At 50.9% G+C, this 12,787-nt stretch carries 13 protein-coding genes; all 13 read left to right on the forward strand.

Annotated elements, in window-relative coordinates; all coding sequences use genetic code 11:
- Positions 1-91: 91 nt before the first annotated feature.
- The gene (aspS, locus tag TAM4_RS06035) at positions 92-1,408 is read left to right on the forward strand and encodes an aspartate--tRNA(Asn) ligase (RefSeq protein WP_014122359.1); all 1,317 of its coding nucleotides are present in this window, start codon (positions 92-94) and stop codon (positions 1,406-1,408) included.
- 59 nt (positions 1,409-1,467) lie between these two features.
- Complete coding sequence (locus TAM4_RS06040) at positions 1,468-3,609, forward strand: BatD family protein (protein WP_014122360.1); 2,142 nt, start codon at positions 1,468-1,470, stop codon at positions 3,607-3,609.
- Positions 3,610-3,654: 45 nt separating this feature from the next.
- Positions 3,655-4,011, forward strand: a complete 357-nt coding sequence (gene pth2 / locus TAM4_RS06045) for a peptidyl-tRNA hydrolase Pth2 (protein ID WP_014122361.1) — start codon at positions 3,655-3,657, stop codon at positions 4,009-4,011.
- 47 nt (positions 4,012-4,058) lie between these two features.
- The gene (locus TAM4_RS06050) at positions 4,059-5,348 is read left to right on the forward strand and encodes an AAA family ATPase (protein WP_014122362.1); all 1,290 of its coding nucleotides are present in this window, start codon (positions 4,059-4,061) and stop codon (positions 5,346-5,348) included.
- Positions 5,348-5,866, forward strand: coding sequence for a hypothetical protein (locus TAM4_RS06055; protein WP_148258632.1), 519 nt, complete (start codon positions 5,348-5,350; stop codon positions 5,864-5,866). The genes TAM4_RS06050 and TAM4_RS06055 overlap by 1 nt, the downstream gene beginning before the upstream one ends.
- Position 5,867: 1 nt before the next feature.
- Positions 5,868-7,115 (forward strand): tRNA pseudouridine(13) synthase TruD, encoded by a 1,248-nt coding sequence (gene truD / locus TAM4_RS06060; RefSeq protein WP_014122363.1) that lies wholly within the window; start codon positions 5,868-5,870, stop codon positions 7,113-7,115.
- A 77-nt stretch (positions 7,116-7,192) separates the two neighbouring features.
- Positions 7,193-7,564: a 50S ribosomal protein L7Ae gene (rpl7ae, locus tag TAM4_RS06065; protein WP_014122364.1), complete on the forward strand. Its 372-nt coding sequence runs from the start codon at positions 7,193-7,195 to the stop codon at positions 7,562-7,564.
- A gap of 74 nt (positions 7,565-7,638) precedes the next feature.
- Positions 7,639-7,851 (forward strand): 30S ribosomal protein S28e, encoded by a 213-nt coding sequence (locus TAM4_RS06070; RefSeq protein ID WP_014122365.1) that lies wholly within the window; start codon positions 7,639-7,641, stop codon positions 7,849-7,851.
- Positions 7,852-7,853: 2 nt separating this feature from the next.
- Positions 7,854-8,060, forward strand: a complete 207-nt coding sequence (locus TAM4_RS06075) for a 50S ribosomal protein L24e (protein WP_014122366.1) — start codon at positions 7,854-7,856, stop codon at positions 8,058-8,060.
- A gap of 124 nt (positions 8,061-8,184) precedes the next feature.
- A complete protein-coding gene (locus TAM4_RS06080) occupies positions 8,185-9,372 on the forward strand; it encodes a hypothetical protein (protein ID WP_014122367.1) in 1,188 nt (395 codons plus the stop codon).
- Positions 9,373-9,769: 397 nt separating this feature from the next.
- Positions 9,770-10,609 carry a hypothetical protein gene (locus TAM4_RS06085; RefSeq protein ID WP_048150114.1) on the forward strand — a complete coding sequence of 280 codons (840 nt, stop codon included), beginning with the start codon at positions 9,770-9,772 and terminating at the stop codon, positions 10,607-10,609.
- Positions 10,606-12,267: a hypothetical protein gene (locus tag TAM4_RS06090; RefSeq protein WP_014122369.1), complete on the forward strand. Its 1,662-nt coding sequence runs from the start codon at positions 10,606-10,608 to the stop codon at positions 12,265-12,267. The genes TAM4_RS06085 and TAM4_RS06090 overlap by 4 nt, the downstream gene beginning before the upstream one ends.
- On the forward strand, positions 12,264-12,767 hold the full coding sequence (locus TAM4_RS06095; protein ID WP_148258633.1) for a hypothetical protein: 504 nt from the start codon (positions 12,264-12,266) through the stop codon (positions 12,765-12,767). The genes TAM4_RS06090 and TAM4_RS06095 overlap by 4 nt, the downstream gene beginning before the upstream one ends.
- The last annotated feature ends 20 nt before the right edge of the window (positions 12,768-12,787 follow it).

Below are 12,787 nucleotides of genomic sequence, written 5' to 3' on the forward strand. Positions count from 1 at the left end.
CACCATTTCAAACTTCGTTTGGGAATAGATTAAGGTTTTGGTACAATCGAATACCTTTAAAAGCTCGCCCCTACTCCTTCTGGGGATGGCCATGTACAGGACGCACTACTCGAGCGAGATAACCGAGGAACTCAACGGCCAGCGCGTTAAAGTGGCCGGCTGGGTGTGGGAAGTCAAGGATTTGGGCGGAATCAAGTTCCTCTGGCTCAGGGACAGGGAGGGGATAGTCCAGATTACTGCCCCGAAGAAGAAGGTTGACCCCGAGATATTCAAGCTCATTCCGAAGCTCAACAGCGAAGACGTCGTCGCGGTCGAGGGAACTGTTAACTTCACGCCCAAGGCGAAGCTCGGCTTTGAGATTCTCCCGGAGAAGCTTGAGATCCTCAGCAGGGCGGAGGCACCTCTACCCCTCGACCCGACGGGGAAGGTCAAGGCCGAGCTCGACACCCGCCTGGACAACCGCTTCATGGACGTCAGAAGGCCCGAGGTAATGGCGATTTTCAAGATACGCTCGAGCGTCTTCAAGGCGATAAGGGATTTCTTCCACGAGAACGGCTTCATCGAGATTCACACGCCCAAGATTATTGCGACGGCAACCGAGGGTGGAACGGAGCTCTTTCCGATGAAATACTTCGAGAAGGACGCTTTTCTCGCCCAGAGCCCACAGCTCTACAAGCAGATTATGATGGCAAGCGGTCTGGACAGGGTTTACGAGATAGCGCCGATTTTCAGGGCGGAGGAGCACAACACGACGAGGCACCTCAACGAGGCGTGGAGCGTTGATGCAGAGATGGCCTTCATCGAAAGCGAGGAGGAGGTAATGGCGCTCCTTGAGAGGCTAGTGGCTTATACGATCAACTACGTCCGCGAGCACAACGCGAAGGAACTCGAAACCCTCAACTTCGAGCTGGAGGAGCCGAAACTGCCCTTCCCGAGGCTGAGCTACGATAAGGCCCTTGAGATTTTGGCGGACCTCGGCAAAACTATAGAGTGGGGCGAGGACATAGACACCGAGGGCGAGAGGCTACTCGGAAAGTACATGATGGAGAACGAGGAGGCACCGCTCTACTTCCTCTACAAGTATCCGAGCGAGGCCAAGCCCTTTTACATCATGAAGTACGACGATAAGCCCGAAATCTGCAGGGCCTTCGATTTGGAGTACAGGGGCGTCGAGATAACCTCCGGTGGCCAGAGGGAACACCGCGTTGACGTCCTCGTCGAGCAGATTAAGGAGAAGGGACTCAATCCAGAGAGCTTCGAGTTCTACCTCAAGGCCTTCCGCTACGGAATGCCGCCGCACGGTGGCTTCGGCCTCGGCGCCGAGAGGCTGATAAAGCAGATGCTCGATTTGCCAAACATCAGGGAGGTCATACTCTTCCCGAGGGACAGGAAGAGACTGGTTCCGTGAGCAAAACCCCTTTATACTTTTCTGCCCTTTTTATTCCAGCATCAACGGGAGGGAGTGAAATGGGTTCAAAGAAAGTCCTTCCAATCCTGCTGATCTTTCTCCTGCTGCCGGTTTACGCACCGCAGGTGCACGCTGAGAGAAGCTGGAGTGCCGAGATCTCGCCGATAGTCCTCGGACTTGGGGACAGCGTCAGGATAGCGAACTACACGATCCAGTTCTACGACGTCAGCACGAACTGGAGCCTCGTAACGATCAGGGTCTCGTATGCCAGCGGCGTTCAGCTGCTGTTCCTCCGGGAGGGGGAGGTGGGCTACTTCCCGTCACGGGACTCCGAGGTCTTCGCGGTGGCGCTCAACTCGATAGACAGGGAGAACGGCCTCATAGTCATCTCCATCACATCTCCCCTCGTCCGGGTCAGGGAAAACCTCCAGATGGTCCCGAACGAGACGGTTGTTATAAACAAGAACGTGATGATACGCCTTCTCGCCTCGTGGCAGAACGGGGCAACAATCGGGGTTAAACTGCCCCCGCTGACGGACTTCAAGGTCTTCAACCTGACCGTGGGTGAATCAAGGGGCTTTGACTACCAGCTTGCCCCCGGGGTAATGTACACGGACTACCTCAGGGTTGAGCTCCAGAGCGCTTCAAAGGACGTTGCCTGGCTGAACGTTTACCTTCCAAAGCTCGACGCCGAAAACCTGACCCTTCAGCAGATCCCCGCCGGCAACGGTTCGAAGCCGGTAAAAACCGAACCAACGGTCTTTGTCGAGGCCTACAAAGGCTACGTGCCCGTAAACCAGCCGGTTAAGGTGGAGACCCCGCTCGGCACCGCAGTCGTCAGGTTAACGGCCTTCAGCCTGAGCGGTGGCCTCAACCTGCCAACCACCTCGAGCTTTCTGGCCTTAGTGAACTTCACCGCCGCAAACGGGAGCGTGCTGTCAAAGAGGGTAAACGTCCCCATCGGCTCGGGCCCGGTTGCGGTCGAAGGCGTTCCGCTCATGCTCGCGGTGTACAGTGCCGATTCAGAGCACGGCAGGGCCCTCATCGGGATCTTTGCCCCGCAGGGCTCAACCGTTTACAGACCTCCGGAACCGGCCAACGTTTCGGTCTCAATAAGCGCGGTTCCCACGGAGCTAATGGTCGGCGGCGAGGTGGCAGTTTACATAAACGTCGCCAACAACGGGCCCGGAGAGGCCAGGAACCTCGCGATAGCCGCGCCTGTGCCGAGCGGATTTGAACTCGTCGGTAAGGAAACCGGCTGGTCCATCGGCGACCTGAAACCGTACTCGAAGGTTCCTGCGATCGTTTACATCCTCAGGCCCACAAAACCGGGGGAGTTCACGATCTCTGGGGTCGTCGCCACCTACTACGACGAGAGCGGGAACAAGGTTCAGGTCAAATCCACGCCGGACATACACGTCAAAGTCTACGGTGTTCCAGACCTCCAGGTCACGATACTCGGTTCGAACTCAACCTTTGGCGGAAACTGGGGCCATTACGTCCACACCGAGAACATGAGCCCGGTTCTTCTCCTCATAAACGTCAGCGCCGCTGGAACCGACGGCAGGTTTGAGTACATCACCGATGTGGAGCTCCACATAAGCTACCCGAGAGGAGTCGTCGGGCCCGCTTTGATAGGACTGGGGAACCTGAGCGCGGGAAGGAACATCGAGAAGGCCCTTCAGATAAGGGTTCTTGAAACGGGCCGCTTCCCGATAAGGGCGTCCCTGACCTACCGCGATCCGCTCGGGGGCGAACACGAGCTCGACCTCGGCACGGTTCTCGTCGTCGATACGGTTCCGCCGAAGGTTATCGTTAAGGAGAAGGTCATCCACGTCTACCCGAGTGAGAACGAGCTTCCGGAGTTCGTTAACCAGACCCTCAAGAACTCCACGAACGCAAAGGCCCTGGCGGAGGAGCTCTCGAACGTCATAAAACCCTACCTGCCCAAAGAAACCAACCACTGGAAGATCGCCACGATAGTCCTGCTGATCCTCGTCCTGATCCTCGGATACCTCGCCTACGGCTACTACCGCGAGGTTCAGACCTTCAGGAGGTTCCTCCTCAGGAAGAGGAAGAGCAGACCCGGAGGACTTCCTAAGAAATGGAAGAGGGACGAGCTGGAAGTGCTCCTCAGAGAGCTCCGCCTAGAACTCGTCCGAGAGAGCCTGCCCTCGGAGAGGAAGCCCCCGGAGGGGTGACCCTTTAATTTTTAAATTCCATTCCAAGCCCTTTTGGTGGTGCTCATGTTCAGGTACAAGCAGGTTATAGTCTCTCGGAAGGACCTCAAGCTCAGCAAGGGCAAGTTCGCGGTCCAGGTGGCTCACGGGGCCGTTACCGCCGCTCTAAAGGCCCAGAAAGAGAAGCCCGAGTGGTTTAAAGCATGGTTCAACGAGGGGCAGAAGAAGGTCGTCGTCAAGGCTGAGAACCTTGAGGAGCTGTTCCAGCTCAAGGAGAAGGCGGAAAGGTTCGGACTTCCGACGGCGCTCATAAGGGACGCCGGACTAACGGAAATTCCGCCCGGAACGGTCACGGTTCTTGCAATCGGGCCCGGCCCTGAGGAGCTGGTCGATAAGGTTACTGGTCATTTAAAGCTGGTGTGAACGGAAGCCTTTTAATCACCTGACCGTTTTTAATCTTCGGTGGGAACGTGAGGTTAAAGAAGCTCGTCGTCAAGAACTTCAAAAGCCTCAGGGACTGCGAGATAGAGCTCAATAAGTTCAATGTCCTCATCGGACCTAACGCCTCAGGTAAAACGAACCTCGTTGAGGTATTCAAGCTCCTCAGAAAAATCTACCTTGAGCGGGACGATAATCCTTTCTTGGAGTGGTGGGGCTACAACAACGTCGTCTGGGCCGGAAAGGAGGAGCTTCCGATAACAGTCGGAATGCTCTTCGACGTTGATGGCTACGACGTTTACTTTGAGACTACTTTTACTGGGACGGGTGGGAGTTTTAGGATTTTGAAGGAGGTTCTTGAAGTTAAGGGGTATCTAACTCTCGAGAAGAAAGGCCCCAGTGTTCATCTTAAGTACTCTGAAAGATTCTACTGGGCAACAAAAGAAGTCCCGGGGCTGATTAATAACCTGTTTATCCCTCCAGAGCCCGAGCTCATGCTGGAAGCCCCAGGTTCAAGCTCTCTCCTTGGTCTCTTATCTCCTGAAAAGCCTGAAGAGGCGTTTTTCTCGGAGGTCTTAGGGAAATTGTTTGGAGCCCTGCCGTTAATCAAGACGAGATATGCTAGTAAAAAGGAAATTTTCGTAGTCTCCCCTAAAATAGGAGAGGATCTCGTAATTTCTCGCTTTGTGAAAGGGTTCCTTCTGTTGGTATCTTCGCCCCTGCTCAGACAGCTAAACATAAGAAGTGCCAAAAACCCGCAGTATCCCCGCAAAGAAACCACCCTCAAAGAAGATGCCTCAAACCTCATCCCTCTTCTCTACAACCTCTGGCTCCGCGAGGGGAGGCTGCCCGATGAGATAAGCAAGCCTCTATCCATAGCGTTTCCAAATACGAGGGTGTTCTTCCAGCTGACGGAGGATGGAAGGGTCATGATGAAGGTCTTTGAGAACGACCTTGAACTCGCACCCCCAAGCATCTCGGACGGATTCTACAAAGTCCTTGCGATACTGACTGCGGCCTATCTAAAACCACCTCTCCTGATAATAGACGAAATAGAGAACTCCCTCCACCCAGAAACCCTTGAGCTCATAATCGACACGCTCAAAGAAAGCGAGAGCCAGGTTATAATAACCACGCACTCCCCGGTTGTCGTTGATATTGTCGAGCCCTCTGACCTTGTGCTTGTTGATAAAGAGGAGGGTGAGACAATCTTTAGAAGGATAAGAAACCCTGAGAAAATCAAGAAGTTCCTCAACGAGAAGGGCATCACTCTCAGCGAGGGGTGGCTCTACGGCTCGCTCTTTGAAAACGACGAGCAGTGATGGGCATGACAAAGGAGATAGTGATAATAACCGAGGACGCCTACGGGGGAGAGTTCTTCAAACGTCTTCTGAACAGATTGAACCGCGAAGGGTTTACCAACGTTAGGCTCAAGAAGATAACGGGAAGAAAAAATCCCATCCATGCTCCCATCCTTTGTAACTCAAAGCTTAACAGGATTATAACAGCGGCTGAACTCGCCAGACCCGATCTTATCCTCGTGGTTTACGATGGGGATGGCCCTTCTAATTATGACTCCCGGAAGAATGACGTACAGAAACACATTCCTAAGAAGAGGATAAAAACACCCGTTAAAATCCTTATCTTTGAGTACGAAATAGAGGAATGGATTTGCAGGAGTTTGGGCTACAGCTGGAGCACTAAGCCGTCTGACGAGCTGAAACGACGAGAGAGATACGCCAAACACAAATTGCCTGACTATGTGAACAAGCTCGACTTTGATAGGCTCAGGAGAAACTGCAGGTCATTCCAGGAGTTTCTGAAGATTGTGGGTGAGTGAAATGGACTACCGCGAGTTCTTCTCCCGGTTCCGGCACCTGAGCGAGAAGCCCGGGATAGGGGGTAGAATCAAGATCCTTCCCGAGGATTTCGTTGTCATCGAAGAACCCCTCCCCCAAATCTTCGAGGGGAGGAAGCACGCGATTTTCCTCCTCAAAAAGCGCAACTGGGACACTATGGCCGTGATAAAGGAGATAGCCAAGCGCGCCGGGATAAGCCACCGCGATATAGGCTTCGCTGGAACCAAAGACAGACACGCGGTAACTTACCAGTACATAAGCGTGCCCGCAGAAGCTAAGGAAAAAGTTGAGTCAGTTCAGATCCGAGACATCGAGCTGAGGTTCGTCTCCTACGGCAGGTTCATAAAGCTCGGCCACCTGCTCGGCAACAGGTTTAGGATAATCGTCCGTGACGTCGAAGAGGACGCCTTTGAAAGGGCTAAGGAGATAATCCATGAGCTCCGCGAGAAAGGTGGCTTCCCCAACTACTTCGGCTACCAGCGCTTCGGCGAGAGGAGGGTGGTAAACCACCTGATTGGAAAGCTCCTCCTCCGGGGAGAGTTTGAAGAAGCTGCAAGGCTCTTCCTCGGCTACGCCGACGGGAGCATGGAGGGTGATGAAGCCAGAAAGAACTTCTGGGAGACGGGCGACGTTGATAGGGCTTTGGAGGAGTTCCCGCGCTTCCTCCGCTACGAGAGGACCCTGCTTTACACCTACAAGAAGACCGGAAGCTGGAGAAAGGCCTTCTTATCTCTCCCGCTCCCGATAATGCGCATCTTTATCCACGCTTATCAGAGCTACCTCTTCAACCTATACCTGCCGAGGAGGAGCGAGGAGCTACCTCTCAACGAACCGCTCGTCGGCGATGTGGTTGTCCAAGTGAAGGGCGGAATCCCTTACCGCGACAGAACCTACCGAGTCACCGAGACTAACATCAACTTCGTCCGCGAGAAGGTGAGAAGGGGCGAGGCCATGGTTTCGGGTCCGCTCTTCGGCTTCGCGATGAGAGGGGCTAAGGGAATTCCGGGTGAACTCGAGAGGGAAATCCTTGAGGAGGAAGGGATAACCCTTGAAACATTCAAAAAGCTCCCAAAGCCGATGGCCGAACCCGGAGGTAGGAGGGAACTCCTGATCCGTCCCCTCGGCATGACCTACGGCTACGTTCCCGGAACTGGAATGTGCTTCAGATTCTTCCTTCCGAAGGGGGTTTACGCGACCAGCGTCCTGCGCGAGATCATGAAAGACCACTGAAGGAAAGGTTTAAAAACGCAATCCGTCTTTCTACCTTGACAAACCGGATGAACGATGAGGTTTCGGAGGGATGAAGGATGGCGAAGCCGAGCTACGTGAAGTTTGAGGTTCCCCAGGAGCTTGCCGAGAAGGCCCTTGAGGCCGTTGAGATTGCTCGCGACACCGGAAGGATAAGGAAGGGCACCAACGAGACCACCAAGGCCGTCGAGAGGGGCCAGGCCAAGCTCGTTATCATTGCCGAGGACGTTGATCCAGAGGAGATAGTTGCCCACCTCCCGCCGCTGTGCGAGGAGAAGGAGATCCCGTACATCTACGTTCCGAGCAAGAAGGAGCTCGGTGCGGCCGCCGGGCTTGAGGTTGCCGCTGCGAGCGTTGCCATCATTGAGCCCGGCAAGGCCCGCGAGCTCGTTGAGGACATCGCCATGAAGGTCAAGGAGCTCATGAAGTGAGCTCCTTTTCCTTCCTTCACACGTGGAAAGGTTTAAGTTCATCTCGCGAGGTTGAGTTTTAAGGGGTGTGAGGTATGAGCGACGAAGGATATCCCGCCGAGGTCATCGAGATCGTTGCAAGAACCGGTGTCACCGGCGGCGTTACCCAGGTAAAGGTTAGAATACTCGAGGGACGCGACAAGGGTCGCGTCATCAGGAGGAACGTTAAAGGCCCGGTCCGCGTCGGCGACATAGTCATCCTCAGGGAGACCGAAAGAGAGGCGAGAGAGATCAGGAGGAGGCGTTGAAGATGGCCCGCTGGAACGTCTGCTCCTACTGCGGAAGGGAGTTCGAGCCGGGAACTGGCAAAATGTTCGTCAGGAACGACGGCAGAGTGCTCTTCTTCTGCTCCAGCAAGTGCGAGAAGTACTACTTCATGGGGCGCAACCCGAGGAAGCTCAAGTGGACCAAGGCCTTCCAAGAGGCCAGGCTCCAGAGAGCCAAGAGGAGGAAGTGATTTCTTTCTTTTCTTCGTAATTTTGCGTATTCTCGTGCCGTAACAAGCACGTAATTTCCATTCTGCAAAACGTTTAAATATATGGATACCCTACACGATTACAACAACCCGCTGGGGGAGTTGAATGCGAGGGAAGATAGTATTGTTTGTACTAGGAGTTCTGATCGGCGGCCTCTTAGTTTTCTTGGCGCATCCATTCCATCCTTCCCATACCTCTCCTGAGAACATTCCCTCAGCAGCCCCCATAGTTGAGGTGTATAGGGGAGCAAATTATACCGCCTATCTATTCTACACCAAAAGCGGTCTGCCCATCGATAAAGGTCAACTTGCCAAGAAAATCGAAGCATTACTCGACATAACCGCTCCAAACGTCAAATGGCAAACTTACGCCATTCCCGACCTTCCCAAAGACGTCGTTCTCATTGGATACGGAATAAAGGTAACCAAGGACGGCCGGACCGCAAGTTACATCCTCGCAACGAGAGAGAATTCTCTTCCCCAAGAAAATCCCAGGGCAGAACTCCTCAAGTGGGCCCAGAAGAAACCGGTTTTTGCCCCCAAAATCCCAATCGGAACCTACGGACCACCCAAGGGCTGGGTGGCCAAGATAACGACCAGCACCGGCGAGGAAAGAATACTGAGCGGGCAGGTAAGCCCCTACTGGTACGATATCGGTCCCGCTGAGATGCAACTCAATTATCCCCCGTATGGCAATATAAAAATGAAGTTCCACCTCTACGCCCTCCTACACGACGGTGATCCCCAGCACATTAGCCTTCTCCTCGCCCCCGGCAAAAACGGGGACGGATGGTACAGGATTGAGCCAGGATACTGGATAAGGCACGTACTGGGTAACAGTAATTACGGCGATTATATAACGGATATGGCGAAGATAATCCACGACTGGAACCTCGATCCAGCCCTCAAACCAGAAATAGACACCGCATACATCCCCACGACCACCAAGGGTCATCGGGAAATCCAGATACCCTTAGGATACCCTCCCTCGCTGAATTTCACAATAACGATTCCTGACTCGAAGATGCTTCCAGCGGTTGCCAGTTCGACCCAGAAGGCAGGATGGCTCCTAGAGTTCAACTCCAACTCTGATGATGCGAAGTACTCCTTCAGTACCAACGTCTATTCAACGGCCAAGGTGAAGCAGTCTGTACTGCTCGACGGCCACTGGCATAGCATTGTCAAGGTGACGTTCCAAGTATCGTTCAAGAACTCCGGTAATTTCCTCGGCTGGAGGAAGGATCACAAAGCATTAATGGCTCTAACGTGGAACCTGAAGGTTGATAACCTCTAAATGCATATTTTTCAATTTTAGGAGTGTTCTGCCAAGTCAAATGATTATCCAGCATCATCAGGAAGTACAAATTAAATTTCAGTCCCTTTTTGCAATTACCGAAATTCAGTCAAAAAATACACAAGAACTATTTAAGTTCTCTACTAGATTTTTATTTGTAGTTTTTGTAGCAAAAATATCAGCGTGGATAGCTTGTTGTAATTGATTACAACCACCATAAAATTACCTATCATAATAGAAAGGTTTATAAAGAATAGTGTTAAACCCACTAAGGGCACGGAATAGTGCCCATACACTTTGGAGGTGGAAAAATGAGGCTAAGGAAAAGCCTCTTGGCTCTGGGAATGTTTTTTTTTTAGTAGTGGCGGCAGTATTTCCTTCGACTTTTGTAGCAGGAATGTCAACGGCTGCCAGCGACAGAAACGAATATACTGGGCATGCAACATGGTATAGTGCAAGCAACACTATAACAAGATATGAAGATACCATACGGGGTGGATACGTCCAAGATGTCAAAGTCTCTATACCATGGGATGGCCATGTAGCTGCCAGTGTATCGATTCTTGCCCACCATCTGTATTTCATAGACGATGATGGAAAAATTTATGACTTCCCAATAGCAGTGGGAGCTACGGATTACAATAGAGGAACCCAAAGTACGATATCCTATCCCGGAGGAACAACTACAAAAGAAAAGTATAGCGTGAGTTTCGTTAATGACGGGTATTCAAAACATGTAATTTACTCGGGAACGACCTCAGGAGAGAGCAGGGGCGGGGTAATTGTTAAGGTTACGGCAACCGATGAAGTTTCAGCCAAGATGAAAGCTGAAGCCAAAGTTAAGGCGGGGCTTGATGTACTCGGAAGCGGATGGGAAACGGCATTGGAACTCTCCTCAGAGGTCGTTAAGAAGGTCTCTGGTACGCAGGAATACTATGTTGAAGTCAGCTTTACATTGAAGCACTATTACCTTGAGGTGGACTATAAAGGGTATCTTGTCCATGAGGTTACAACGTATGGAAATGGTCCGGCCTGCCCAACATTGGCGCCAAATCTGCCAGAGATCTCTAAAAACAGCGTGATTTCACCCCTTGGATGTGTTTATTCCAAGGTGAACACTAAACCATTTGATCTCAGCAGGATCGTATACTTCTGGAGCTTTGCAGGTGGGGTTGATATTTCAAGTCTAGGAGCTAATCAGGGGTTCCCAATAGTGTACGAGGAGGTGAGTGAATGAAGCATCTTTCTTTTTTTATTGTTTTCATCATCATTAGTACTATGATATCCCCAAATTCTGCAATTGCATCTTCAATTACCACTATTCATTCTGTTCCAGTTGCAATTTGGCCAATGAATGAAAACTTTTCAATAGTTCCCCTCAACGCTCCTTCTTGCTATCCGTTTTCGACTTTTGGCATCGCGACCGTGAACTTTACGAACTCAACTGATGTAATCTACGCCTATGGAGGAGGATGGATATATGCGGGATGCAAGAACGTGACCCATCCCCTCATCACAATAAAAGGTGCAACTTTTTATAGGTTTAAAGGGATTAATGGTTCTCCTAACGAGACGTATATTGAGATTAAAGGTTCTATGTTTATCCCCGAGCCATATCGGGTAGCCTTGGGATTTTTCTCAACCAACGTAACGTTCAAGTATCTCCAATATAACGCTACCCATGTGCTCGTTGAAGTCAGGATATCAAACATTACGGTATGGCCCGATGGGGAGAGAATCCTAAACACAACGGACCCCACCGCGATTGGATGGCCAAAGAACCTAACCCTTAGGTATTTGGTTGAGAGTAAGACAGGAGAAGGATACATTCTCTCGAACTCCACAAAGACGTATATCGGCCTGTTTCCGCTGTACCCATCTCCGTACCTTGATAAAAAGCGCTATTTCGACGCGATACTAACAAACACGGAAAAGTTAATTGAGGAAGTTTCAGAAAATCCATGGATTGTTACGAACGTTATCGAGAAGGCCAAATTGAGTTCAACCAAGAACGAGAGCCTCTATTCGAGACTTATAACTCAGCTTGCGTATAATCTAACTGCACGCGTGTTATACCCAACTGATTCATACATCGGGCTTCCCCTTCGTATTGGCACTGATTACATTAAAAACGGAACGATAGCTGTTCCTGAAGTTACAGCATGGACAGGACATTCTTACATTGTGGAAACCCTTGCCGTGTCTCACAGGGTTCTTCCCTACAAGCTTCGGCTTGAGGCTATTAAGAGGTACATTTATCAGAATGACAGCACTCTTTTGAAAGAACTCATACTAAACTCCACCAACATAACAAGAACCATGAGCCCGTACTTGTTGTATTCGTTTGGAAGAAAAACATATGGAGTCGTCGATGTACACGTGCCTCCAGATGATTCCATGCTTTTAACATTGCCCCTACCCCCCTCGATGAAGAAAAAACTTGGAGCCTCTTATATCTTGATAAAGGCCGTAAAGGGTGGCTCGACACAGTACATTCACGTTGAGTACACTCCCTCAATTCTCTCCCCCGAGAGGATACGAGAAGACTGGAAAGTCATCGGCCAGTGCTCGGCATATCTCCGCTCCCGACTTGTGAACAGGTTTCTTGAAATCCTTAACAACGCATCAACCAACGGTTTCAACGTCACGGTCTTCACAGGGATGTACACGTTCGTGAAGAACCAACTCAAAATGTGCGGTTTCAACGAGTCCACGTTAGCTAATGGAACAATCACTGCAACGTCAGGGACAGAGATGAAAGAAGGCAAAAAAGCCGAGAAAAAGCACAGATGGAGTATATGCGGGCCAGGCACTGCGATCTTGTTCTCCTTGCTTGGAATCAGGCTGATGAAGACAAAAGGAAAAAAACAAGAAAATGAGGAGGTGAAAAGATGAGGTTTTACAAGCTATTTCTTTCTTTTTCTATTTTGTCAGTTTTCATATTGGGATCTTTTTATATGCCCTCAGTAATTGCTGAAAACTTTACCCCAAATACCGTTCCCTTAATTTCAGATGATCGGGATATAAACTTCATCGTTCTCTGGCCTCTCGACGAGAACTTCAAAATAGTCCAGTTTAACATCAGCTCGTGCACTCCCTACCCCTATCTGAAAAATCGCCTGATAGGTTATTATATAAACGCCACAGAAGCTCTGGAGATAAGGGCCAACGTTTATATCGGGTGCTCCAACGTCTCGGGGATTAAGGTGGAAGTTCTCTCACCTAAGATCACGCGGAAGAAAGAGAACTTCATGTACGTTACCGTTCCGGTCAGCTACCTCCAGACCATCAAGGAAAACGCCTTTAACTTCGTCCAGAGCGTGAAGTCAAATCCATGGACAATAAAGGAGATTGTCGAGAAGACCAAGCTCGCTAACAAGAGTGACTATATATGATAGCTTTTTATTCCCTGGAA

The organism is Thermococcus sp. AM4 (assembly GCF_000151205.2).
Taxonomy (GTDB): domain Archaea; phylum Methanobacteriota_B; class Thermococci; order Thermococcales; family Thermococcaceae; genus Thermococcus.